The 24,170-nt window shown below is 35.8% G+C and carries 21 protein-coding genes; 8 read left to right on the top strand and 13 right to left on the bottom strand.

Features of this window, described 5'->3' with window-relative positions; genetic code table 11:
• Position 1 precedes the first annotated feature (1 nt).
• The 3 genes from ACIEHO_RS11995 to ACIEHO_RS11985 are packed head-to-tail and all read right to left on the bottom strand — an operon-like array spanning position 2 to position 2,230.
• Positions 2–490 carry an acetyl-CoA carboxylase biotin carboxyl carrier protein subunit gene (locus ACIEHO_RS11995; RefSeq protein WP_406971998.1) on the bottom strand — a complete coding sequence of 163 codons (489 nt, stop codon included), beginning with the start codon at positions 488–490 and terminating at the stop codon, positions 2–4.
• Positions 491–547: 57 nt separating this feature from the next.
• The gene (locus ACIEHO_RS11990; RefSeq protein WP_406971996.1) at positions 548–1,102 is read right to left on the bottom strand and encodes an NUDIX hydrolase; all 555 of its coding nucleotides are present in this window, start codon (positions 1,100–1,102) and stop codon (positions 548–550) included.
• 39 nt (positions 1,103–1,141) lie between these two features.
• Complete coding sequence (locus tag ACIEHO_RS11985) at positions 1,142–2,230, bottom strand: M42 family metallopeptidase (protein WP_406971994.1); 1,089 nt, start codon at positions 2,228–2,230, stop codon at positions 1,142–1,144.
• Positions 2,231–2,332: 102 nt separating this feature from the next.
• Here ACIEHO_RS11985 and ACIEHO_RS11980 point away from each other — a divergent pair, with 102 nt between their 5' ends.
• Genes ACIEHO_RS11980 through ACIEHO_RS11970 form a run of 3 tightly spaced genes read left to right on the top strand, consistent with a single transcriptional unit; the run spans position 2,333 to position 4,136 of the window.
• Positions 2,333–3,016 carry a DUF4294 domain-containing protein gene (locus ACIEHO_RS11980; protein ID WP_406971992.1) on the top strand — a complete coding sequence of 228 codons (684 nt, stop codon included), beginning with the start codon at positions 2,333–2,335 and terminating at the stop codon, positions 3,014–3,016.
• Entirely contained in the window at positions 3,017–3,643 is a 627-nt protein-coding gene (gene trhA, locus ACIEHO_RS11975) for a PAQR family membrane homeostasis protein TrhA (protein WP_406971990.1), read from the top strand.
• Position 3,644: 1 nt separating this feature from the next.
• Entirely contained in the window at positions 3,645–4,136 is a 492-nt protein-coding gene (locus tag ACIEHO_RS11970; protein ID WP_406971988.1) for a GNAT family N-acetyltransferase, read from the top strand.
• Between the two features lie 219 nt (positions 4,137–4,355).
• Here the strand turns inward: ACIEHO_RS11970 and ACIEHO_RS11965 are convergent, their stop codons facing one another.
• The 3 genes from ACIEHO_RS11965 to ACIEHO_RS11955 all read right to left on the bottom strand — a co-directional run bounded on the left by ACIEHO_RS11965 (position 4,356) and on the right by ACIEHO_RS11955 (position 6,662).
• Positions 4,356–5,603 carry a mechanosensitive ion channel family protein gene (locus ACIEHO_RS11965; RefSeq protein ID WP_406971986.1) on the bottom strand — a complete coding sequence of 416 codons (1,248 nt, stop codon included), beginning with the start codon at positions 5,601–5,603 and terminating at the stop codon, positions 4,356–4,358.
• A complete protein-coding gene (locus ACIEHO_RS11960) occupies positions 5,603–5,893 on the bottom strand; it encodes a DUF3817 domain-containing protein (RefSeq protein WP_406971984.1) in 291 nt (96 codons plus the stop codon). The genes ACIEHO_RS11965 and ACIEHO_RS11960 overlap by 1 nt, the downstream gene beginning before the upstream one ends.
• A gap of 151 nt (positions 5,894–6,044) precedes the next feature.
• On the bottom strand, positions 6,045–6,662 hold the full coding sequence (locus tag ACIEHO_RS11955; RefSeq protein WP_406971982.1) for a YqaA family protein: 618 nt from the start codon (positions 6,660–6,662) through the stop codon (positions 6,045–6,047).
• 274 nt (positions 6,663–6,936) lie between these two features.
• Here ACIEHO_RS11955 and ACIEHO_RS11950 point away from each other — a divergent pair, with 274 nt between their 5' ends.
• Positions 6,937–9,063: an elongation factor G gene (locus ACIEHO_RS11950; protein ID WP_406971980.1), complete on the top strand. Its 2,127-nt coding sequence runs from the start codon at positions 6,937–6,939 to the stop codon at positions 9,061–9,063.
• Between the two features lie 18 nt (positions 9,064–9,081).
• Positions 9,082–9,462: a hypothetical protein gene (locus ACIEHO_RS11945; protein WP_406971978.1), complete on the top strand. Its 381-nt coding sequence runs from the start codon at positions 9,082–9,084 to the stop codon at positions 9,460–9,462.
• Between the two features lie 352 nt (positions 9,463–9,814).
• Here ACIEHO_RS11945 and ACIEHO_RS11940 read toward each other — a convergent pair whose 3' ends face one another.
• Entirely contained in the window at positions 9,815–12,709 is a 2,895-nt protein-coding gene (locus ACIEHO_RS11940; protein WP_406971976.1) for a T9SS type B sorting domain-containing protein, read from the bottom strand.
• A gap of 530 nt (positions 12,710–13,239) precedes the next feature.
• On the opposite strand from ACIEHO_RS11940, the gene ACIEHO_RS11935 reads away from it, so the two are divergent.
• Together ACIEHO_RS11935 and ACIEHO_RS11930 are read left to right on the top strand one after the other, a co-directional pair.
• Positions 13,240–15,471, top strand: a complete 2,232-nt coding sequence (locus ACIEHO_RS11935; protein ID WP_406971974.1) for an APC family permease — start codon at positions 13,240–13,242, stop codon at positions 15,469–15,471.
• A 168-nt stretch (positions 15,472–15,639) separates the two neighbouring features.
• On the top strand, positions 15,640–16,542 hold the full coding sequence (locus ACIEHO_RS11930; RefSeq protein WP_406971972.1) for a DUF6268 family outer membrane beta-barrel protein: 903 nt from the start codon (positions 15,640–15,642) through the stop codon (positions 16,540–16,542).
• An 80-nt stretch (positions 16,543–16,622) separates the two neighbouring features.
• Here the strand turns inward: ACIEHO_RS11930 and ACIEHO_RS11925 are convergent, their stop codons facing one another.
• The 5 genes from ACIEHO_RS11925 to ACIEHO_RS11905 form a co-directional block, all read right to left on the bottom strand.
• Positions 16,623–17,222: a CDP-alcohol phosphatidyltransferase family protein gene (locus ACIEHO_RS11925; protein ID WP_406971970.1), complete on the bottom strand. Its 600-nt coding sequence runs from the start codon at positions 17,220–17,222 to the stop codon at positions 16,623–16,625.
• 42 nt (positions 17,223–17,264) lie between these two features.
• On the bottom strand, positions 17,265–19,067 hold the full coding sequence (locus ACIEHO_RS11920; protein ID WP_406971968.1) for a prolipoprotein diacylglyceryl transferase: 1,803 nt from the start codon (positions 19,065–19,067) through the stop codon (positions 17,265–17,267).
• Between the two features lie 627 nt (positions 19,068–19,694).
• On the bottom strand, positions 19,695–21,152 hold the full coding sequence (locus tag ACIEHO_RS11915; protein ID WP_406971966.1) for a DUF3360 family protein: 1,458 nt from the start codon (positions 21,150–21,152) through the stop codon (positions 19,695–19,697).
• 177 nt (positions 21,153–21,329) lie between these two features.
• Positions 21,330–21,995 (bottom strand): FAD-binding oxidoreductase, encoded by a 666-nt coding sequence (locus ACIEHO_RS11910; RefSeq protein ID WP_406971964.1) that lies wholly within the window; start codon positions 21,993–21,995, stop codon positions 21,330–21,332.
• A gap of 106 nt (positions 21,996–22,101) precedes the next feature.
• The gene (locus tag ACIEHO_RS11905) at positions 22,102–23,028 is read right to left on the bottom strand and encodes a mechanosensitive ion channel family protein (RefSeq protein ID WP_406971962.1); all 927 of its coding nucleotides are present in this window, start codon (positions 23,026–23,028) and stop codon (positions 22,102–22,104) included.
• A gap of 474 nt (positions 23,029–23,502) precedes the next feature.
• On the opposite strand from ACIEHO_RS11905, the gene ACIEHO_RS11900 reads away from it, so the two are divergent.
• The gene (locus tag ACIEHO_RS11900) at positions 23,503–23,571 is read left to right on the top strand and encodes a hypothetical protein (RefSeq protein WP_406972220.1); all 69 of its coding nucleotides are present in this window, start codon (positions 23,503–23,505) and stop codon (positions 23,569–23,571) included.
• A 397-nt stretch (positions 23,572–23,968) separates the two neighbouring features.
• On the opposite strand, the gene ACIEHO_RS11895 is transcribed toward ACIEHO_RS11900, so the two are convergent.
• Entirely contained in the window at positions 23,969–24,169 is a 201-nt protein-coding gene (locus ACIEHO_RS11895) for a CsbD family protein (RefSeq protein WP_406971960.1), read from the bottom strand.
• Position 24,170: the final 1 nt, after the last annotated feature.

Genomic DNA, 24,170 nt, shown 5'->3' with positions numbered 1-24,170 from the left:
CTTATTCTTCAAATTCAATGAGTAGTTGGTACTTTTCAACGGCATCGCCCTTTTTTATCGCAATGGATTTAATAACGCCATCTCTAGGCGACACCATACTGTTTTCCATTTTCATGGCTTCCAAAATAAACAGTTGGTCATTTTCCTTTACTTCTTGGCCCACTTCAATATTAATTTCTAATATTAAACCTGGCATGGGCGCTATGATAGAATCTACTTGTTTTACATCTCCAGTAGCAAAGCCCATTTCTTTTATCTGAATATCTAAATCGTCAGAAATTTGTACGCTGTAGGAATCATTACCAATCTGTACTTGATAGGATTTACTGAAGAAATTAGAGGAAACTACCTTAGCCTGAAATGGTTTGTGGTCTTGAATAATGTGGTAATTCGTTTCGAAAGTTTGTACAGCATCTAAATTTAAAATGTCTTTCTCTGAAATATCAAAATTGAAATCAGAATTTACGCTTACCTTAAAATTTTTACTCATATTTTAAAAGTTGGTAGTAGTAAATATAAGAATTTTACCTTGCAGTTTCAATTCATGCTATGGAAGAACTTTTTTTATTTCATGCAAAACGAATTGGTAGTAGGATTTATTTGAAGGAACGAAGTGGTTATTGTCTTTTTTTATTTGATTTATGAGTGATTCAAATTCCTGAATACTCACCAATTTTAATGATTCAACCTCATCTTCTTGAGGCCTTAATTGTGAAACGGAAGCATCTAATTTTGCAATGAAGGTATTATGAAACTCATTATCCTGAATACCATTTCCATAGGATTGAAAACATTCAAAAACGCCTATTTTATATAAATCCTTTTCAGAAATATCTAGGCCAATTTCTTCTTTGGTTTCGCGAATAGCGGCTTGCTCGGCCGTTTCGCCTGCATCGATATGCCCTGCTACTGAAACATCCCACATCAGCGGACAAATCGTTTTTTTTGACGAACGTTGTGATAATAAAATATTACCGTTTTCGGTATAAAACCAAATATGCGCCGTGTGGTGGTAATAACCATTTTGATGAATAACCGATTTTAGTTCAGACCGTCCTAAGGGTTTTCCGTTTTCATCTGTAATGTCAATGTATTCGTCCATATTTAAAAAGATTCCCGCGTAAAGCGGGAATCAAAAATTTTATTCGAAATAACTAAATTTCTCGCCTTCTTTAATTTGAAGAAGTGTTTCGTAAATTAATTTAATAACGTTTTCAACATCGTCTTTATGAACCATTTCTACCGTGGTGTGCATATAGCGCAAAGGCAAGGAAATTAAAGCAGAAGCCACACCGCCATTGCTATAAGCGAATGCATCAGTATCTGTTCCTGTCGCTCTTGATAATGCCGAACGTTGAAACGGGATTTTCTTTTTCTCAGCCGTCTCCGTTATTAAATCTCGTAATTTTTGTTGCACAGCTGGAGCGTAAGCTACTACCGGACCTTTTCCCATTTCTAAATGCCCCTCTTTTTTCTGCTCAATCATTGGGGTAGTGGTATCGTGGGTAACATCGGTAACAATAGCCACATTCGGTTTTATGGTTTGGGTAATCATTTCGGCTCCACGTAAACCAATTTCTTCTTGTACAGCATTGGTAACATAAAGTCCAAAAGGCAATTCCTTCTTATTTTCTTTCAATAATCTAGCAACTTCTGCAATCATAAAACCACCCATACGGTTATCGATGGCGCGGCAAACCAATTTATCTTTATTTAAAATATGGAACTCGTCAGGATAAGTTATCACACAGCCTACATGAACGCCCAGTTTTTCTACTTCTTCTTTATTCTTACAGCCACAATCAATAAAAATGTTATCTGGCTTAGGCGCTTCTTCTTTCGACTTGTTTCGTGTATGAATAGCCGGCCAGCCAAAAACACCTTTAACAATACCATTTTTGGTATGGATATTTACCACTTTACTCGGAGCAATTTGATGGTCGCTACCACCATTCCTGATTACGTAAATCAATCCGTTATCTGATATGTAGTTTACATACCACGAAATTTCATCGGCATGCCCCTCAATGACTACTTTATATTTTGCTTTTGGGTTTATTACTCCAACCGCTGTACCGTAGGTGTCTGTAATAAACTCATCCACATAGGGTTTCAGATAGTCCATCCACAATTTCTGCCCGGTCCATTCGTAACCCGTAGGTGAGGCATTATTCAAATATTTTTCTAAAAAGTCCATCGACTTTTTGTTAAGTATGCTCTTCTTGGCCATGTAATAAAGTTTTGCACTAAAATAATAATATCTATATAAAAAAATGTTTTAAACCTTGTAAATTCTTAATTTTGGTATACTTAATGCTCCAATGTTTTATAGATGAACTATTTAAAATATTTATTTCTTCTTATACCCGCTTTTGTAGTGGCACAAGTGAATGTTGTTAAGACGGATTCAACTGAGGTTGAGTATCTTATTATTGAAGGTGATTCAGTGCCACGAACAGCTATCAATTTAGATGAAGTGATGCTTTTGCACAAGCTGAAATTTGATAGTCGTAAAGACCGCATTCGCTATTTAATTTTAAGGCGAAAAACTATAAAGGTTTACCCTTATGCCAAAATGGCTGCCGAGCGTTTGGATTCTATGAACCAACGCATGGCGAAACTTACTAGAAAGCGTGATAAAAAACGTTATACAAGGATAGTGCAAAAGTATATAGAAGGGCAGTTTTCTGAAGAACTTAAAAAAATGACCCGCACCGAGGGGCAAATTCTTGTAAAATTAATTCACCGCCAAACGGGAACCACCGCCTTTGATTTAGTTAAAGAACTTAGAAGTGGTTGGCGTGCCTTCTGGTACAACACCACGGCCAGTATGTTCGATATTTCATTAAAGCGCGAATTCGACCCCATGAACGTAAAGGAAGATTATTTGATTGAGGACATTCTGCAGCGTAACTTTCAAAGTGGCCGTTTAGAACGGCAAAAGTCGGCCATAGAATTCGATTTTTATGAGCTCACCAACAAATGGGTGTATTCCGAAGAACACAATACAGATTAAATGCGTACGCAAACAGGATTAGAGGAAAAACTAAACGCTATATCGCATGGCATTGGTGCTCTATTTGGAATAGCTGCTTTGGTACTGCTCATTTTGGGTGACACAGAAAGAACGCCATGGAGCTTATTAAGCGTGATTATTTATGGTATTTCCATTATCGTGTTGTTTACAGCCTCTACCTTTTACCATACTGCAACTAGTGCGGGACGAAAACATATTTTTAGGGTAATTGACCATATTAGTATTTACTTTCTTATTGCTGGTACTTACACGCCTGTTTTACTTATTTCGTTGATTGAAAGCAGGGGGTGGCCCTTGTTTTACACGGTTTGGGGAATCGCTTTTTTTGGAATCGTCTTAAAGCTTTTTTATACTGGAAAGTTTGAAATATTTTCAACACTGTTGTATTTGGTTATGGGTTGGTTGATTGTTTTTGATTTTTCAAACCTGTCTGATAGCATGGGGAGCAATGGCATTTTACTTCTGTTTGCTGGTGGCATGGCTTATACGGTTGGTATCATTTTTTATATTATTCAACGCATACCGTTTAACCATGTTATTTGGCATTTGTTTGTATTAGCTGGTGCTATTTTTCATTTTTTCATGATTTATTGTTATGTTATATAACATGATTGAAATTATTCCAGTTAAAAGTCGCATTCATTTCTTAAAAATTGAGGAACTTGCCGATGTTATTTGGCGCGAGCATTATATTCCTATTGTCGGAAAACCGCAGATTGATTACATGTTGGAAAAATTCCAGTCAGCTGATGCTGTAAAAGACCAAATAGCTAAAGAATTTGAATATTATCTGCTAAAATACAACCAAACCCATGTGGGCTATATTTCGGTAAAACGTGAAGAACATGCCCTGTTTTTAAGTAAAATATATATTTTGAGCGCCTACCGAGGCCGAAAAATAGGAAAGGTTGCTATCCAATTTGTTGAAGAAAAAGCACGAAACTACCAATTAGGACAAGTTCGGTTAACCGTAAACAAGCACAACACCAAAGCCATTGAAGCTTACACCAATTTAGGTTTTGAAAATGTTGGTCCTTTGGTGACCGATATTGGCCAAGGTTTTATTATGGATGATTACCAATTGGTAAAAAGTGTTTAGTCTGTTTAACGTCATGCTGAGCGCAGCGTGAGCTAAACTAAAAAAATAAAATTGAGATGGTCACGTCATACCTCGTCACCATGACAAGGTTAAATACTTGTGAGTTCTGTATAAGTTTTATTGATTTTATATTTTTGTCATTTCGACAGAGAGAGGAACGAGCGACGAGAAATCCCATTATCATGGGGATTCCTTCTAAATGACTACTGAATTAACGCTTTATTTGCCCTTAAAAACCGAATTACTCGGCAACTCAAAAATCTCCAAATCAAAATAGGGGAGTGCAGCTATCAAATGGTCGAAAATATCAGACATGATATATTCATAGTTTTCCCAACGCTTATCGCTACTAAAGGCATAAATTTCCAACGGAATACCTTGTGTGGTTGGTGCCAATTGACGGGCCATAATCATCATATCTTTATTGATGGCAGAATGCTTTTTTAAATACGAATCGATGTATTTTCTAAACACCCCCAAATTGGTTAGGTTTCTTCCGTTTAACAGAAGTTCCTTATTAATATTGTTTTCTGTGTTATAAGATTTTATATCGCCTTGCCGGGCTTCCAAATAAGACTTTATCAATTGGATGCCTTTAAGTTTTTCAACTTCAGCATCAGTCAAATATTTTACACCATCTTGTTTTATATGAAGTGCTCGTTTTATGCGTCGCCCATCAGAAGCGGTCATGCCACGCCAGTTTTTAAACGAATCAGAGATTAGGGCGTAAGTGGGAATGGTAGTAATGGTTTTATCAAAATTTTGCACTTTAACCGTTGCCAATGTAATTTCGGTAACATCGCCATCGGCACCGTATTTTTCAAATGTAATCCAATCACCAATACGCACCATATCGTTAATGGAAACCTGTATACTGGCCACAAAGCCTAAAATGGTATCCTTAAAAACCAACAAAATCACAGCCGATGCGGCACCCAATCCCGTAACAAATTTAAAGAACTCAATACCTGTTACAATGGCGAATGATGACAAAATTCCAATCACCCAGGCAAAAATCATAAACACCTGAATATAACTGGCTATAGGTTTGTCTTTAAAACGTTTCAGAGTTTTTAAATAATCCTTTAACGTATTTAAAAGGCTGCGAACAATCCATAAGACTAAAATAATACCGAAAACTTGTAGACCTTTTTCGGCTATATTTTCATAATACTGAAAATCGGTCAGCACCATAGGAACAAACTCCAAAGCAACGAGCAACGGCACAATGTGCGCTATATTTCTAGGCGCCTTATTGGCCACCATCAAATCATCAAAATTGGTTTTAGATTTCGCTGCGAACTGCGAAAACATGCCAATGAGTAGCTTTCTAACCAAAAAATCAATTATAAAAATAATGATGAAAAGCGCCACCAGCAGCAACAACATATTCATGTATTTGGCAACTGTTTCGGTAGTGCCCGCATTGATAAAGTAATCGTAAATGAGATGCTTTAAGCGTTCCATTAGTTAGAATTTTTTAGAAATTTTTTATCTACATAAAAGGTTCCGAAGGGAATAACCGAAGCCATCAAAACCACCATAAACGCCCGGTTGTTCCAATTATAATCTTTTCTTATCATAACGGCCATGGCTATGTAAGCAATAAACAAAAGGCCATGGGGCATACCCAGTAATTTCACATATTGTGGGTCGTCGCCTAAGTATTTTATAGGTGTGGCAATAAACAGTAAAAGGATGTATGACGCCCCTTCAAGCAGTGCGACAATTCGGAATATATTTTTAAATGAAAGCATGTTAACTTGTTTAGTGCAAAAGTAAATCACCATACCTAAAAAGCGATAGGAATTAAGACTTTTTTAAATAAAATAAAGCTTTTTCCGAATCTTTAATTTTAATTCAATGAGAACCTGAAACAAGTTCAGATTGACAACAACTAAAGTTTTATTAAACGACGTTAAAAATGAGGATACCGTAAATAACAAAACGTAGTAATCGCAATGAACCATAAAGCATGACGTTTCTAAATGGAAATTCAATAATACCAGCGGCAATACACGAAATAGAAAAGGGCAGGGGCAATAGGGCGCCTACAACTATTAAAAAGCCACCCCATTTTTTGGAGTTCTTTAGTTGCTTTTCCATTTTAACCTCTAAATAGTTATGCACCGACGGAATATTAGTAATAGTCCGCCCCATCCAGTAAGATAAGAGTCCGCCGCTATACGATAAAATCGCCAACAGGCTTAAATACAACCACGGGGCATACATTTTTCCGGCCCAAGCGATAAAAATTTCTGGTGGAATAAGGCCTAAAAGGGTTTCAGAAACAAAAAAGAAACTCAATACGCCGTAGGCTGGCAATATTTCGGTAAGATGTTTTAAACCTGTATTAATATCAAAAAAATGATTGATAGCGTAAATGACCAACACAAAACCCACAATATACGGCAGCGCTTTTTTTACCGCTTGCCAAACAAAAGTGTAAAAGCCGGTGTAGCTGTAATATTGATGCAATAATTGCAGTCTTGACTTAGTTGATTTTGATTTATCTTTCGGTTTCATGTGTTGGGGTTCCCATTTTAGGAAATGCGAAAATAATAGATTAGCAAGTTAATCACGAATTTTTCTGGTTATTTAACATGTATTTAGTAAATTAAGGGATGATTTAGCGGCTATTTAAAAATGCTGACATATGTCATGTTATGCCCTGTTTTTTGTGATTAAATTTAATGACTAAATAAGACGAAATATACATGCCCAGTATATTTCCGTCATGCATCGAAATACTTATACAGATGTTTCAAAAGACCATTGAAAAAACAATAAATACAGACACATGAAAATATACGACGAAAAACACATCAAAAATGTTGTTTTTGTGGGCGCTCACGGTAGCGGAAAAACAACACTATCAGAAACCATGCTTTTTGAGGCTGGACTGATCAACAGAAGGGGAACCATAGAGGAAAAAAATACCATTTCTGATTACCATGAAATAGAGCAGGAGCGCGGCACATCTATTTTTGCAACTCCGCTACATACCGAATGGCGTAATTACAAAATCAATATTATAGACACACCGGGACTTGACGATTTTATTGGCGAAATTATTTCGTCAATTAGAGTAGCCGATACCGTGGTTAATGTTATAAACGCCAAACATGGCTGTGAAATTGGTACAGAAATTATTTGGAATTATATAGATAAATATCATAAACCCATGGTGTTTGTAATCAACCAAATAGACCACCAAAGTGCCGATTTTGAATATAGCTTCAACAGTTTAAAAAAGCTGGTAGGCAACAACGTAATTAAAATTCAATATCCTGTAAAGGTAGATGGTGCCCAAGGTATTATTGATGTTTTAAAAATGAAACTGTATAAATTTGGCCCGGAAGGTGGGAAGCCTGAAAAATTGGAAATCCCAGATTCTGAAAAAGAAAAAGCCGATAAACTCCATAACGAACTGGTTGAAAAAGCCGCCGAAAACGACGAAGAACTCTTAGAACTGTTCTTTGAAAAAGGCACATTGAATGAAAATGAAATGCGCCAAGGCATAAAGGCAGGAATGTTAAATCACGATTTATTTCCTGTCTTTTGTGTTTCTGCACTTAACGATATGGGTAGTGGCCGCCTAATGGGCTTTATAGATAATGTGGCGCCTTCAACGGTCGATTTAAAACCAGAGCAAAGTATTGAAGGCACGCCCATTGAACATAAAAAAAAGGCGCCAACATCCTTATTCGTTTTTAAAACCTTCCATCAGCCTAATTTGGGTCAGGTAACATTTTTTAAAGTGAATTCTGGAACGGTAAATGCCAACGATAAGTTTATCAATTCCAATAATGGTGAAACGGAAACCATCAACCAGCTATTTATTATGGACGGTAAAGAGCGAAACAGCGTTACTCAATTGGCTGTTGGCGATATTGGAGCCACTTTAAAATTGAAGCATACCGAAACGGGCGACACCTTGACCGAAAAAGATTTTGAAGTCACCATGAAACCCATTAAATATCCTGAATCGCGCATTACCAAAGTGGTTATGGCCAGCAATAAAATCGATGAGGAAAAACTGAGTGAAGCCTTAAAGAAAATCCACAGTCAGGACCCCACGGTGGTCATTAATTTTTCAAATGAAACCAAACAGTTGCTATTGGGCTGCCAGGGTGAATTACATTTAGCTACGATACAGTGGATGCTCAAGAATCTGTATAACATTGAAGCCGAATTCAAACAGCCCAAAATTGCCTATCGAGAAACCGTTCAGCGCTCCTCAACGGCTAATTATAGGCACAAGAAGCAATCTGGCGGGTCAGGGCAATTTGCACAAGTGCATTTAAAAATAGAACCCTGGCACGAAGGCATTGAAGAACCGGAAGGCTTTAATATTAGGGGCAAGGAGGTCGTATCGTTGCCATGGGGCGGTACCTTGGTGTTTTACAACTGTATTGTTGGCGGGGCCATAGATTTACGCTATTTACCATCGGTAATGAAAGGCGTTTTGGAGGTGATGGAAGCCGGACCATTAACACATTCGTTTATTAGGGATGTTCGTGTAATGGTTTACGACGGTAAAATGCACTCGGTAGATTCCAACGATATATCCTTTAAAATAGCTGGGGCACATGCCTTTAAGGAAGCCTTTTTAAACTCAAATCCTAAGTTACTTGAACCTTCCAACATGCTCACCGTTAAAGTACCCGAAGAGATGGTTGGTAGCGTTATGACCGATTTACAATCAAGAAGAGCCATTATACAAGGCATAGAAAGCGAGGGGCATTATCAAATTTTAAAATGTGCTTGTCCGGCAGCCGAACTATATGGTTATTCTACCGCCTTACGCTCGTTAACACAGGGCAGGGCGACGTTTAGCTCGGTATTTTCATCATACCAACCAGTGCCATCCAACGTACAGGCCGAATTAATGAAGTCATCCAATTTAGAAACATTAGAAGTTTAATATATAAAACCAAAACATATGCAAACGACAGTATCATATTTAAGTGACCTAAAGTTCAATTTAGAAACATGGAAAAGAGAATTACGGTTTCATTTTAACGAAATGGACACCTTTGAAGAGAAGTTAGAAGAAATCGCCGCCAGGGAATTTGATAAACGTGCCAGATTACAAATAGAGCAATTTCAAAATAGAATAGAAATAGAGCGTAACGAAATATCGAAACTCATGCACCGCTGCAAAAACAAAATGAACAATTTGCACGCTGTGGATTTAAGGGAATCTATTGATGGTAGTTTGTTGCACAAACAAAAACCATTAAAAGACGATATGCGCCAGTACATAAAATTGCATTACGACCTTAAAGAAGAAATGATGGATTTCTTTTCGCAATGGCTGTAAACCAAATTTAAAAATTAACGTTCAATTTTTTTTTTAAGTCAAATAGGCGTAGCAACTGTATAATAGACAGAACCAAACTAAACACCTTGAGCTGCGCTTTATTTGGCTTTAATATTTTGTAAATATTTTGAGGTAAGTGAAAGGAGTAAAATAATAGCATATTGAATTTGGTTGATCAAAGAGATACCTTAAAATATTCTATTTTACATAATGTAAATTATAGTACATTTTACAACAATTAGCGAAATAGCGCTTTTGGGCGATATTTGACATAATTGCAGATATAAAACAACATCCAAATGTTTTTTTTCGTAAAATGATTATACAAATGATTTGTAGTTATAATTTCAATTTACCTTTTTAAAGTGAAATGACCACTTTTGATAAAACCATCTGTAAAAACAGCTTTAAACCAATAATCGTTAGTTGGAAGTTGAACGCCATTAAAGGTTCCATCCCAATCAATTTCTGGCGTAGTTAGATGCTTTAAAAGTTTTCCATACCTATCATACACGTATACAGAATAATTTTTATTTGTTGCTCCATGTAATTTCCAAGTATCATTAACGCCATCATTGTTAGGTGTAAAAAACTTGGGGTAATCTAAAATTGAAATAACCGTTTCTAAAGTTCCACATCCATTAATTTCTTGAACATATAATGTGTAATCACCGCCTATTAGATTATTGAATACATTACTATTTTGGTAATTAATTCCATCTATAGAGAATTCGTATTCTAAATTTGAGTTAATAATAATTTCTATGCTGTTATTACTGTTAAACTCATTTATATTAATTTCATAATCAGAAATAGGCGTTACACTTGTTTTTGTTACAAGAACCTTCGAAGTATCTGAACTACAAAGTCCGTTACTAACGGTATAAGTATAAATGCCTTCGGAATCCACTAAAGGGTTAAAAACACCTGTTCCACTTACTAAACTGGGCATCCAAAACCCACCTAAATCGGGTGTGCCTTCTAGTCTATCGAACAGGTTTATAGGGCTACTATTAACACATATTTCTAAGCTGCCATCTTCCCCAGCATTTGGAAGCATATTAATGGTAATTTTAACCTCTGAAGTGTCTGAATCACAAATTCCATTGCTAACGGTATAAGTATAGATCCCAGAAGAATCTATTGATGGGTCAAAGGTACTTGTCCCACTTGTTAATTTTGGTGTCCAAATCCCTCCTTCATCCGGTGAACCTGTTAAACTATCAAACAAATCAATAGAACTGTTATTTAAGCATAACTCTAGACTAGCCCCTTCTCCTGCATTTGGAATTTTGTCAACAACAACATTGACTTCTGAACTAGCAAAACTACATCCCGCTTCACCTGTAACAGTATATGTGTAAATACCAGGAGCGTCAACAACTGGGTTAAAAATTCCTGTGCCACTAGATAAAACTGGAGACCAAGTTCCTCCTGGAACTGGTGAGCCTCCAATTTGTTCAAATAAATTAATAGGGGCATTATCAATACATAAATTAATTGAGGTATCCTCCCCTGCACTTTGTTGTTCAATAAAACTAATTGTTATTTCTGTATAATCACTCATACAGCCTGAATTATAAACCGTATATCTATAAGTGTTTTCGCCATCGGTTGTTGGGTCAAAAATATTTGTACCACTAGATAAATTCGGAATCCATATCCCACCAGGATCTGGGTTATTTAATAACTGATTGAATAAATCTATAGAGCTCGAATTTTCACAAATTTCTAAACAAGTACCTTCGCCAGCATAGGGCTTTTTTGAAATATTATTTAAATCTATATGGTATTTAGCAACATATATTTCATGGGTTCCATTTTTTACTAGTGTCGTTTCCGTTAACTGTGTTTCACCAAATATGATATTGTCATCATAATAACCGGTTATATAAATGTTACCAGAATTATCTACATCGATTGCTGAAGCTTGATCCCAATTATTGCCTCCGGCAGTTTCAATACTTAACAATTGTCCATTAATATCGTAAATACAAATAAAAATATCAGCTAGCCCTTTGTTGTTTAGTTGTGTTTCATTGCAGAGGTTTTCATTTAATAAAGTTTCATTATAAAAGTATCCAGTTACATAACTATTCCCTATTTGGTCAACATCTAATGCCAAACCTCTGTCGCCGCCAGCGCTATTAATGGTAGTATTCCAAATATAATTTCCATTACTGTCAAATTGAATTAAAATAGCATCATATTGATCTTCTCCTTCAAGTTCAATACAGTTAGTTAAATAAGTATTGCCGTAAGTGCCATAAGCTCCTGTATAAACTATGCGGTTATCATTTAATACTTTAATATCACCACTTACATTTGACGTGTCATCGCTGTAATAATAAGGGCTTTTTGCCCAAATAAATTGTCCGTTAGTATCATATTTTGCAATAAAGGCCTGCACATTATGCCTTATTAATTTTATTTCATTTGGTTCTGATTCTGCAAATGTTATATCGTCAAAAAAATTACCTGTTATATAAATATTTCCACTTGAATCTAAATCAAGGTTTTCTCCTCTATCCCCTTTATCTCCCCCCGCTTTTTGAACCCAAATAAGGTCGCCATTGGCATCATATTTTGATAAAAACATATCCAATCGATTCCCTGATAATGCAGTTCCGTTAGTTTCACCTGCGCCAAAAACCACATTGCCATTAAAAGCACCTGTAATGTATATATTTTGATTAGAATCAACATAAATATCTCTACCTCCAGGTGCATCATCGTTGAGTCCTCCAAAGGATTTTGCCCATATAAAATCACCATCTTGTGAATACTTAGCAAAAAAGATGTCTCTTGATGCAGCATATGATTGAAATGTAGTTTGGGTAGTGGTGCCTATGCCAAATGTTACTTCAGAATTATAATAACCCGTTATATAAATATTATTATTGGTGCCTAAAGTGATGGCATTACTAACTACCCCATTATTGTTTGCTCCTATTTGTTTTGTCCATAACAATAAACCATTGTTATCATATTTAGCAATAAAGGCACCATTAATATTTAGGTTGGTCTGGTTAGCTTCGCCTTGACCAAAAACAGCCCCAGTGCTCCCTTTTGACATAATACCAGTAACATAAATATTTCCTGAAGTATCACTAACTATATCATACCCTTGATCCAAATGAGAATCTATACTATCGCTCCCAGCACTTTTTGAAAAGATTAAATTTTGAGTATACAGATGATTTACAAAAAAGAATATTAATGTTATTGGAATAATAGATTTAGGCATGTTTGGGAGTGCGTTTGATTTAAAAAAAGGAAAATAAGGTTTTTTTTAATTCTAACGGTTTGTATAATAAAAATATGTATAATTATTCATACATTACGCTTCCCTCCTACGTCGTCGCATAAAAAGTGTTTACTCGCACACGCTATTTTAATGAATAGGTGCTCGTGAACCGCAAGCGGTTTCATTAACATTATAGAAGAAACTTTTAGAATAAATTTTTTTAAGAAACTGTAGTATGCCAGTGCGCCAGCTGGCTCATTCACTAAAAAGGTCTACCAGACCTTTTCTTAACGCTCTGCCCAGCTTTTAACCAAATCGACGAAGGAGATTCGCGAAAACCTCTAAAACAATATAATTGATTTGGGCAAAGCTAAAGTTATCCCGAATCAAGTTCGGGACAGGCTATAACGCCGTACATTATAGCTCACCAGTGGGTGATTTAATATTTAAACAACCTATAGTTACAGAATGGTAAAGCAAAACTTAATTTTTTTTATGCTATATTTAATAGGACTAGAATCTAACGCTCTATGGCTAAAACAAATACAACCAAAACACCTCATAAATTCGGCACGTTTTTGGGTGTTTACATACCAAGTATACTTACCATATTAGGACTCATCATGTTCCTACGTTTTGGTTGGGTGGTTGGAAATGTTGGTCTTATCAATACGGTTATAATTGTTTTATTGGCCAGTTCTATTACTTTTATTACTGGACTTAGCGCTTCTGCTATTGCTACGAACATAAAAGTTGGTGTTGGTGGCGAGTATTTTATGATTTCTCGTAGTTTAGGGCTTGAGCCTGGTGGCGCCATTGGAATTCCGTTATATTTATGCAGAACTTTAAGTGTTACTTTTTATTGTTATGGACTTTCAGAAGCCATTTTAATATTATGGCCTGATGCGCAAAACACGTTGCCTTCTTATAGTCTTCAGTTGTTAACGGTGCTTTTTATTATTCTTATAACTGCATTGTCTGGCAAAAGCGCTAAACTGGTACTAAAATCACAGATTCCAATTATGATTATTGTGGCTGCAGCCATTTTAGCACTAATCCTCGGTGTGGTAACCCAAGATATGCATGCACCCACAACTAAAGCTAATTACTCAAGTGCTCCTGAAGGATTTTGGTATGTATTTGCTGTTTTTTTTCCAGCGGTTACTGGATTTACGGCAGGTATTGGGCTTAGCGGTGACTTGAAAGACCCTCAAAAATCAATTCCAAAAGGGACCATTGGTGCTGTTTTGAGTGGAGCAGCTATTTATTTAATTATTCCTCTAGTTTTATCGGTAACAGGAGTTCTTACTCTTGAACAACTGGCAAACCCAGATGCAGGTATTACCATCTGGACTAGAATAGCTGTTTTTGGTCCATGGCTAGTATATCCAGCTGTTTGGGGGGCAGTACTATCTTCTGCCTTTGGAAGTATTTTGGGTGGTCCACGAATTTTACAGGCACTTTCTATGGATGGACTTATGCCAAAATTTTTAGGAAAACTATCAAAAACTGGGCAGCCAACTATTGCTACCTGGATTAGTGGTTTAATTGCTATTGCCGCCGTTTTTCTTGGGGGGCTTAATACGCTTGCTCAATACGTATCGGTACTTTTTTTAACGCTTTACGTAGCGGTAAATGTAAGTGCTGCTGTTGAGCAACTTATAAAAGAACCTTCCTATAGACCAAAAATACATGTGCCTTGGTATGTTTCACTGTTAGGGGCTCTCGCAGCAATGGTTGTTATGTGGTTAATAAATCCTATTGCATTTGCATTTGCGCTTGGATTGGAAGTTGTCATATTTATTTATTTAATGAATAAGAAATTGGAGCAACAATGGGGAGACGCATCAACTGGAATTTGGATGCATTTAAGTAGATATGCTCTTTTGCGTTTAAGTGCTAAGAAGGTTCATCCTAGAAATTGGAGGCCAATAATAATTCTTTTTATTCATGAGATCAAGGAACATTTGCCGTTAGTGAAATTTACAGAAATGTTAGGCCAGAATAGCGGATTGCTTACTATTTCACGGTTGCTTACTCCAGAGGACAAAGGTGAATTGGAAAGACGTAACGAGATTGTTTTTAAAATGCAGCAAGAGTTAAAAGCAGAAGGTCTACAAGCACTTACAGAAGTAAATGTTGTGAGTGATTTTAAATTAGGAATGAACCTTGTTGCCTCTTCACATGGAATAGCTGGAATAAAAACCAATACCGTGGTTTTTGGGTGGTCTCAAACTCAAAAGGGCAAGTTACAAGAATTACAAATTATTAATGACTTGTCCTCAGCTGGAAAAAACATTCTTGTTGCACACATACCCAATCACTTTAGCCGTAAAGCAAACAAACGAATTGATATCTGGTGGCGAGGACAAGATAGGAATGGAGATTTGATGCTTCTCCTCTCCTACCTGATTAGATTGAATCGGAAATGGAGTAAAGTAGAGATTAATATTTTATCCATAACACATACTGAAGAAGAAAAAAAATTAATGGAACATTATATAAGGTATAATATAAATGAAGCGCGTATAGATGCCAATATCCATGTTTTAGCCAATGACAAAGAAGCACCACTAGAAATTCTAATAAAAAAGAGCAAAAGGGCTGATTTAGTTTTTACAGGATTGGCAAGAGGAAACGATAATTATGAGGCACGTGCTAAAATTATAGACACTGTTGTTACCAAGCTAAAAGCGGTTGTGTTTGTGCAAAATAATGGCATGAAAAACGAAGTTCCTGTAATATTCAGAAATAATTTATAGATTTTATTTAACTTTTATGTACTACCAATTAATAGGTTTATAATCTTTTAGAGATATTTGACATAATCATCGATATAACAACGCCCAAGTATTTTATTTCGTGAAATGCTTATTTCTATTACATCACAGGTTTAATTACGTAAATTGCAGCCTAGCATAAACCTATACATGAAGTATATATCGTTTGTTTTAATTGGCATTGTTTGTTTTCAAGGGTTGGCGCAAAACTATTTTGATATTGCCAATATTAGCTACACCAATACGCCATCAAACGATTTTGAAGTTTCTGAATCGCAAACGACTGTTGAAGAATTAGCATTGGAACTTAATTTTCCGGTGGTTATTAATGAGAAAACCATTTTACTAACGGGATTTTTCACCAATAAAACCAAGGTGAAACTAGATACCAATATACCAAGTCATAACTTAAATGTTTTAGGATTAAATGTTGGTATTAATAAAACGTTGAACGATACATGGTCTACTACTTTTATGCTGTTTTCTAAAATCGCTTCTGATGAAATTAAGCTTTCTAAAAATAACCATCAAATAGCATTCTTATCGTTATTTACCAAAAAGAAACGTAGTGATTTAAAATACCGATATGGCGTGTATGCAAATACCGAGAAATACGGGTTGATTGTAGTGCCTATTTTTGGTGTATATTATTTGAGTAATAACAAGAAATTTGAGGCTAATTTAAACTTACCTATCATTGGGGACCTTAATTATAGGTTAAATGAAAAATCATGGGCAGGCATGCGGTTTGATGGACTTGGAACCACTTATAATTTAAATAACCAGAATTATAGCCCTAACGGGGCTTATGTTTCTAAAACCTCAAATGAATTGGTTGGTTATTTTAGATATAAGTTAAGTAAATCACTTTATGTAAGCGCTAAAGCGGGTTATGCCATTGTTAGAAATTATAAGGTATTCGATTCTGAAGATAAAATAGATTTAGCCTTAACTGCCTTTTATTTAGGAGACAACAGAACCCAACTTAATGAGCGGTTTAAAGACGGGGCCATTTTTAAGGTAGAGCTATTATATCGTCTTCACTTCGATTAAGGTTTATTTATTTGGTCACAACTGAAACCTGATGCTTCCCTTCTGCGTTTCAAAAACACATTGCTGTCTTGTAAAAGGTTTTAGCCATTTAAATATATATTTCGCTTAAATTTAATGTCTTTTCTTATCAAGTAAGCGTGGTAAGCACTGGGGATATCGTGTGCCCATTTTGGCAAAATAAGGGTTATTAATACGATATCAAGTTGTGAAATTAAACCCATAATAATCGCCAATGCAAATGGAACTCCCGCATGGTTAAATCCAATTAAAGATGTAAAGGCTACCAATAATGTTATGGCCCAAAGTTTAGAAAGAAATGCATGCGCGCAGGGCTGTTTTTTAAATTTTATGTAGCTAATAACATGACAGGCTATTTCCATGCCGATTAGGGCCCAAATAACTATAGCGTTGTTAGCAATTAGTTTGGGATATAATATCCAGGTCGCAAAACCCATGGATAACCAGAATATCATATCTGTTTGGCTATCCATCCGTCTTAATTTTGCTGAAGATATATTTTGTTTTCTTGCAATTATGCCGTCCAAAATATCAGATATCAATCCTAAATACATCAGAACAACGATAGTTGTTTTAGCACTTTCTCCAATAAAATAAGCTAAAGACAAAATTATTGGAGCTAATAATAACCGGAATAGTATTAGTGAAATTGGTATGTTCATACTAGTTTATGCTAACTTATAATTAAATTTTTTTTTTGATTGCTATTTCGTTTTATGTCCAAAGCGATAATTGAGTGAAAACACAACTTTACCAGAAGCTTCGTCAGTCTGAAATCGAAAGTTATCTTCCTCCTTAAAAACATACATGAGATTAACACCTAACTGGTCGGTAATTAATGCCTCGGCAGAAATATAATTGGTTTCTAAATTCCATATACGACCATATCTAAAACTATAGTCTTGGCTGAGACCAAAACCACTTCCTATGCTCGCTCTTGAATATAATGTTGGATAAGCAGATGGTATCATAAAACCATAATTATAATCCACATCCAGATATTTTTTTTGTCCTACCCTCAAATAGAATTCAGGCAAGATATAACGGTCTTTGTTGGTGTCTTTTAAATCACCAATATCTATTGTTTCATCTTTATTAACTCGTAATTTACCTAGTTGAAGCCCTAAACCACCACCAAACCATTTTCCATCCCATTTCATATAGGGATTTACAGCAAAAATAAATTCTGATTGTGTTTCATTGGTGCGCAAGTTAGTACTCTTAATATTGCCACCAGAAAGGTTAACACCAAAAGTAGTGGCTTCATCATTTTTTATGCTAACCTGTGAATACCCTGCCCCGGCCATTTGATAGACCTGCTTAAAATACTCATAGGAGTAAGAGGTTGAAGTAGTTCCACATATGTTTATTGATTCTTGTGGGTCAAATTTTACCTCATTTGCGAAATTACCAAAAGAACCACCTACATCTATACGTTTGTATTGTTTAATTTCTTGTGTTTGATCAGGTATAGTTTGGGCCAGAACATAAAAAGGTGCGAGTAACAATATTGCCACAAGTTTACGATGATTTCTTAATCTAGTCTCAGTGAAAAGATAATAAAAAGATAAAACAATGGCAGGAATAAACATAATCCAGACCACTTTAAGTTCGAAAGGTATTAGTAGGTTTGTAAACGTATAAATGAGAAACGATAAGGATATAATATAAATTAATTCGGCATGGAGATATGGTGAATCTTGGCGCCCCTTTGTAATTTCTATTTTAAAACGTTTTTCGTAAAACCATAAAACGAAACCTAATATAAGTCCTAAACCTAGCATGCCCCATTGAATAGACCATACACCTAAGTAGTAGGTTGTGCTAAAATGTGATATACTATGGTCTCTAAAAAACTCAACTCCAAATCGCAATGTAAAATATAAGAACAAACCAAATAGCATGGCACTCCAATTCTTTTTCCATCTTTTCCGGGTTTTCCAAATAACATAGCCGATAGCAAATAACAGAAGGCTTTCATATAACTGAACCGGATGTACCGCTAATGACAGGATAGCATCGTTATCAATACCACCGGAGTACCAATGGTTAAAGTGGCCATGAGTTCCTACGGGATATTGCACACCCCAAAAACCATTAAATGGTAGGCCATAACAGCAGCCATTAAATAAACAGCCGAATTTTGCAATGCCAATGGCAACAGGTACCAGCCAAGCAAATAAATCTAACATGGGCCTCTTAAATCCAAATATACGTTGTGATATTAAGAGCCCAACTAAACCAAATAGCAATCCTCCAATAGACGATCTATTGTTAAATTCGGGAGACTTTGTGTTTATTGCAGTGAACCACTCCTCTATGGGAATGGTAAATAATCTGGTGCCTATTACGGTGAAAAGTGTGATGGTGGTAAACATCAACAATACAGATCGTAAATGATACCCACGCTTTATGCTTTTATAGATAACTACAGAAAACATAAACACAAACGTTAACAAATAAAAAAACTGATAAAAAGCCTGGGGATTGTCTACAGAAATAGCCATAATATTAAGGGTTTAATTTTAGATTTCAATAAACATAGTCCCAATCGTTGAATTTATAGTCCAATATATTCTATGGACGATAATTTCGGATATGTATCGTGACATTTATTTTAAATCAAAACTTTATATTATAACGATTATATATTTAAAAATGAGTATATTACATTTCGTGTAATGATTTAATCAATAGTTGTTAACATCATATTGCCCAAAATCCCTCTCCGAGATGAAATTCTACAAAGATTTGGTCTCTATTTGCCTCTTTTGTCTTAAATAAACTAACGATTAACATCAATAGGGTTATGAAAAGTTATTGTCCATAACCCGTCTATAAGTAGATAATCTAATTTAGCAAAAATATTCTATAGTCCACCTAATAGATTAAATAAAAACACCCCAGCAAAAGCTGAGGTATTCTATTCCATTTTTATTAAATGTATATTTACCTGATAGATTATTATTCCTCCACGACCAACTGAGATTTTGGAACCCCCTTTTTATTAAGGTTCGCTTCTGCGGGTTTCATCATGGGTGGTATCCGCAGAGTTAAACTGGTTTGAATAATTCTGTCTTCATATTGTTTCTTCAATAATCTATTAGAACCAAGTTAATATAAGCTATCAATATTTAAAATATTCCGGGAATACCTGGTAGCTGACCTACCAGCATCAGTGATACTATACAAACAATAAACATGGCTCCGGGAATGATTAATCGTTCTTTTAAAGATAATTCTTTTGCTCTTTCACGATCGCCAATAAGTCCCAAGTTATCAAGTAACATAGTCAATGCCCATCCAAACACGGGATTTACAAATGCACATGCAAAAATACAGGTACCGGCACTTAACGAATCGTTAGTTTTATGTATCATTTGCATACCAGCTTCCAATAAGGGTAAAAATACCCCCACCAATAAGGCTACTCTTAGCACTGGTTCCCACATGGCTAAATCCATAGGATAACCAAAAACTGCTGCTAGAATACATAGTATAGCTGTAAGTATAGCCCCTCCAGGAATGGGACGTTTTGCAATGGCTGCAGGAATCATGTAAGTACCCCATGATGAAGCAATATTGCCACCGCCTAAAGCAGAACCGACCATTTGACGTACGGAAGCCACCGTCATGGTATCATCTACATCCATTAAGACATCTTTTGCTTTTTTGGGATAATTGAGTTCTTGAAAAACCCGGTGCCCCAAGTAATCTGGCGACCACATAGCCACGGCCAAAATAGCGAATGGAATAACAGCAACAAAGTGCCCAAAATCAGGCCATCCCAATTGCCAGCCTGTGTCCTCGCCCCACCAATACAAAGGATTCATGTGCGGTAATCCAGGTTGGGTGGTAAATTCAAAATTAACACCCATGGCATAGGTTATAATACCTGCAATAGCCGAACATAGCGGAATAGCCAACCACCTTTTTTTAATTCGGGCTAAGTAGGCATAAATAAGAATGGTTATACCGATAACCACAAATGAAACGGTACTGGCATTAGCGCTAACCGACCATGCTTCAAATTTTGAAATTTGGGAAATTAGCCCGACAGCACCAAGATAAATAAGAAGACCACCCCGTACACCAACGCCCGTTAAAGTCATTAACTTAGAACCGCCTTTGGTAATACTTAATATGAGTCCAAAAACACCAATTAGAATACCTAATGCTAGTGGGTGCCCTCCTGCTGCAGCAATAATGGGGATTAAGGGAATCATGGGGCCATGGGTTCCTGCTAAATTGGCTCGTGGATTTAAAATAGCCGAAAATAGAATGACAAATATACCTCCTGCAATTAATAGTTCGTACCGTACATTTTCTGCAATAAATTCTGCCGAAAGCCCAAATTGAGCTGCGAAAGCAGCCACCATAGCAGTAACCATAACTACTTTACCTATGGTTGCGGCCAAAGCAGGCACCAAATCCTCAATTTCTATATGGAAGTCACGAAAAGGAAGATGTACCTTCCATCTACGGAATTTCATGATTAATAGTTCGTGTTCTAAATAATCTTCTCTCTTTTCAAATTCACTCGACTTTTTCCGTTTCTCCTTATAAGAGTTTTGTTCCTTTTTTTCCTTCATATTGTATTTGTGCCTAACTTTTTTGAGTTGGTAAAAATAACGGTCTGACTAAAAAAAAGACTTGATAATGGTCAATTTTTAATAATTATTTTTTGTTTATGGTGTTGAACAGCATTTTGTGAATGATTCTACAGTACGAATTTTTAAAAATTTTAGCACAAATTAAAGAATAGGATGTTATTCCTCCACCACCAATTGCGATTTAGGTAATCCCATTTTATACAGGTCGGCCTCTACCGCTTCCATCATGGGTGGCGGACCACACAGATAAACCGGTTTGGTTACTTCTAGGTTGTGTTTTTCCAAATAGTCTTTGCTTATAAGTCCGTGTGCATAGTCTTTATGGTCTTCTTGAGAAAGTATAACATGCAAGTTTTCACCTAACCAGGCTTCTAGGTTGTTCTTGTAAATAATATCGCGTTCTCGGTGATTACTGAAAAACAGTTGGTTGCCTTTCAATTCTCCTTTTCGTTTTAAATCTTTTAGAATAGCGATAAAAGGTGTCACTCCTGCCCCACCGGCAATAAAAGCGCCTGTCCCTTTGTACTGAATGGCACCCCATGCATCACCAATTAACAGATAATCACCAACCTCTAGTTGTTCAAGTTGTTCGGTAACACCATCATGGGATGGGTAAACCTTTATGGTGAATTCCAGTTCTTTGTCATCGGATAAATTGGTAAAAGTAAAAGGTCGTTTTTTATTTTTCCAGCCATTCTTGTCTATAGAAACTTCTGTGGCTTGCCCTGGTTTGAAGTGGTAATCTTTGGGTTTGTCGGTAACCAAATGTAAGACATTATGATTAACGTGTTCAATTTTTCGAAGTGTGACTTTATGTTCCATGATTCTTTTTAATATTTATAGTTGAAAATAAAATCGTGAATAATCGTCTAAAACCTTGACCCAAAACCTATTAATTCGGACGCAAATACAAAAATTAATGCTCACTTCACTCTGTTGTTTGTTTTTCATTATCCCTAGAGTCTTGCAACACACGTAACGGTATATCCTCTTCGTTGCCATAAAGTTTAAGTTCTTTGATGTCGGCAGGTAGATTAAAGCCTTTGTTCTCAAGAGTTTCTTTTATTTGCCTAATGAGATTGCCACGAACTATAATGGCCGATTTTCTATAGTCGAAAGTATCTACCCAAAAATATATTTTAAGGTTGACGGTGCTAACAGCCAGTTCGTCTTCGTACACAAAATTATCGTGTTCGCTATCATGAACAATATAATTGTTATTATCTAGTATGTCTTGAATGATTTTTTTAGCTTCTTCGATATCATCTTCATAGCCAATACCAACGATAAATTCGTTTCTAAAAAAGCCATCTGCAGTATAGTTTTCTACAGGCTTGGTGAGCACATCGCTGTTCGGCACATAGATATCACGTCCGTCGAAGGTTTTTATATGCATATACCTAAAATTTAAACCTTTAATTTTTCCGAAAAAATCGCCAACTTTAATGGTGTCATCAACATTAAACGGCCGGTTAAAAGCCAAAATAATACCTGCTAAAAAATTCTTGCCAATATCTTGAAAAGCAAAACCTAAAATTATCGCAGCACCTCCTGCAGCTGTTAAAATCCCTGTAGCGACTCCGTTTAACCCCGCAACTCTTAAAGCCAATAATATGGCAATAACAATTAGAACCAGTTTTATGGCTTGGGCTAAAAATTTAGCCATTAAAGGATCTGCTGCTCTTTTTAAAATACGTTTCTTGTATATATTGGTAATAAGTTGGGCGATTAAAAAACCAAGTATAACCACCAGAATGCCCAAAGCGATTCGTGGTAATAACTCTATGAAACTTTCATAATAATTGTTTATGGATTTGGTGATGGTCTCAGAAGTAGTTTGTAATGCTATAGCCATAAATCAGTATTTTAGTGTTATAAAGCTAATTTAAAGTTTATTGCATTCAAAATTTAACTTAAAACCGATTAAGAATGTCTTAAATCATAATTGGTTAATTGAAAAATAAACCTTTTGAAGATTCACCTTAAGCAAATAAGCGAACATTCATATCAAATAAGTTAATTTGTTGTATATGTTGTGATTAGATTTACGTAAAGTCAATTTAACTTTGAAAGACAATGAATTGAGTGCTTTAGAAAGCAACATTATTTTTGAATACCACGACATGGATTTCAGCGATAGATTAGAGAAATTTTCCAGAGGACGCCTGGAAACCATCTTTAATCGCTTTGACTTTGTGAGCCGTGCCGACGTGTTTTTTAAGACTAAAAATACCAGCTCTGACGAAACAGGAATGAAGTTTGGCATTAGATTGAGGGCACCCATTTCCAGACTTTTTACTAAGCATCGCACGACAATTTTCAAGATGCGATAAGTGAGTCGGTTAACGAACTGGTAAGGCAATTAAAAAAACGTAAAGAAAAAATGAAAACGTATTAATCATGGGTGTATTTAGCGCTGACAGTAGAGAAATAACTTGTATTTATAACAGCGGTAGCTACAGACGAGCAGACCTTAGCTTATTTAAAAGCTTCTAAAAAGGGACTGCTTTCCATTGATATTTCAAAACAACAATTAACAGGAACACAATGGGCTGAGCCTTCATCAAGATTAAACGTCAATTTGTGTGATATTATCAACGAGGAAGAAGTTGACGGAGGTGTTATTAAATTTGATGACGACGATTGTATTACCATTTACTGATACCGATACAGGAAGTATACCTAGACCCTATAAATAATTGCTATGAAAAGAATTGCTAAAAGTTTAGCTAATACTTTAATGAAGTGAAAAATCCCGTGAAAACGGGATTTTTTAATGTGTATTTCAACAAAAATTAGAACTTCAAATCGTTTAAAAATTCGTTAACTTTTTCTTTAGACTCTCCAGTACGTTTCTGAATTTTACCTAATAGTTCGTCTTCCTGACCTTCTTGATAATCTAAGTCATCATCGGTAAGTTCGCCCCATTTTTGTTTTAATTTTCCTTTAGCAATATTCCAATTGCCTTCTGCTTTATCTTTCCATGGCTTGCTCATT

The organism is Flavisericum labens (assembly GCF_045446075.1).
Classification (GTDB): domain Bacteria; phylum Bacteroidota; class Bacteroidia; order Flavobacteriales; family Flavobacteriaceae; genus Flavisericum; species Flavisericum labens.
This window is presented reverse-complemented; position numbering and strand designations above follow the sequence as displayed.

Excerpts from the sequence above, each read along its gene's own strand:
- ACIEHO_RS11980 (WP_406971992.1), top strand. The coding sequence starts at position 2,333 with ATGAACTATTTAAAATATTTATTTCTTCTTATACCCGCTTTTGTAGTG.
- ACIEHO_RS11905 (WP_406971962.1), bottom strand. The coding sequence starts at position 23,028 with ATGGCTATAGCATTACAAACTACTTCTGAGACCATCACCAAATCCATA.
- ACIEHO_RS11940 (WP_406971976.1), bottom strand. The coding sequence starts at position 12,709 with ATGCCTAAATCTATTATTCCAATAACATTAATATTCTTTTTTGTAAAT.
- ACIEHO_RS11955 (WP_406971982.1), bottom strand. The coding sequence starts at position 6,662 with ATGAAACCGAAAGATAAATCAAAATCAACTAAGTCAAGACTGCAATTA.
- ACIEHO_RS11970 (WP_406971988.1), top strand. The coding sequence starts at position 3,645 with ATGATTGAAATTATTCCAGTTAAAAGTCGCATTCATTTCTTAAAAATT.
- ACIEHO_RS11935 (WP_406971974.1), top strand. The coding sequence starts at position 13,240 with ATGGCTAAAACAAATACAACCAAAACACCTCATAAATTCGGCACGTTT.
- ACIEHO_RS11945 (WP_406971978.1), top strand. The coding sequence starts at position 9,082 with ATGCAAACGACAGTATCATATTTAAGTGACCTAAAGTTCAATTTAGAA.
- ACIEHO_RS11915 (WP_406971966.1), bottom strand. The coding sequence starts at position 21,152 with ATGAAGGAAAAAAAGGAACAAAACTCTTATAAGGAGAAACGGAAAAAG.
- ACIEHO_RS11895 (WP_406971960.1), bottom strand. The coding sequence starts at position 24,169 with ATGAGCAAGCCATGGAAAGATAAAGCAGAAGGCAATTGGAATATTGCT.
- ACIEHO_RS11925 (WP_406971970.1), bottom strand. The coding sequence starts at position 17,222 with ATGAACATACCAATTTCACTAATACTATTCCGGTTATTATTAGCTCCA.
- ACIEHO_RS11985 (WP_406971994.1), bottom strand. The coding sequence starts at position 2,230 with ATGGCCAAGAAGAGCATACTTAACAAAAAGTCGATGGACTTTTTAGAA.
- ACIEHO_RS11995 (WP_406971998.1), bottom strand. The coding sequence starts at position 490 with ATGAGTAAAAATTTTAAGGTAAGCGTAAATTCTGATTTCAATTTTGAT.
- ACIEHO_RS11920 (WP_406971968.1), bottom strand. The coding sequence starts at position 19,067 with ATGGCTATTTCTGTAGACAATCCCCAGGCTTTTTATCAGTTTTTTTAT.
- ACIEHO_RS11950 (WP_406971980.1), top strand. The coding sequence starts at position 6,937 with ATGAAAATATACGACGAAAAACACATCAAAAATGTTGTTTTTGTGGGC.
- ACIEHO_RS11990 (WP_406971996.1), bottom strand. The coding sequence starts at position 1,102 with ATGGACGAATACATTGACATTACAGATGAAAACGGAAAACCCTTAGGA.
- ACIEHO_RS11910 (WP_406971964.1), bottom strand. The coding sequence starts at position 21,995 with ATGGAACATAAAGTCACACTTCGAAAAATTGAACACGTTAATCATAAT.
- ACIEHO_RS11960 (WP_406971984.1), bottom strand. The coding sequence starts at position 5,893 with ATGCTTTCATTTAAAAATATATTCCGAATTGTCGCACTGCTTGAAGGG.
- ACIEHO_RS11965 (WP_406971986.1), bottom strand. The coding sequence starts at position 5,603 with ATGGAACGCTTAAAGCATCTCATTTACGATTACTTTATCAATGCGGGC.
- ACIEHO_RS11930 (WP_406971972.1), top strand. The coding sequence starts at position 15,640 with ATGAAGTATATATCGTTTGTTTTAATTGGCATTGTTTGTTTTCAAGGG.
- trhA (WP_406971990.1), top strand. The coding sequence starts at position 3,017 with ATGCGTACGCAAACAGGATTAGAGGAAAAACTAAACGCTATATCGCAT.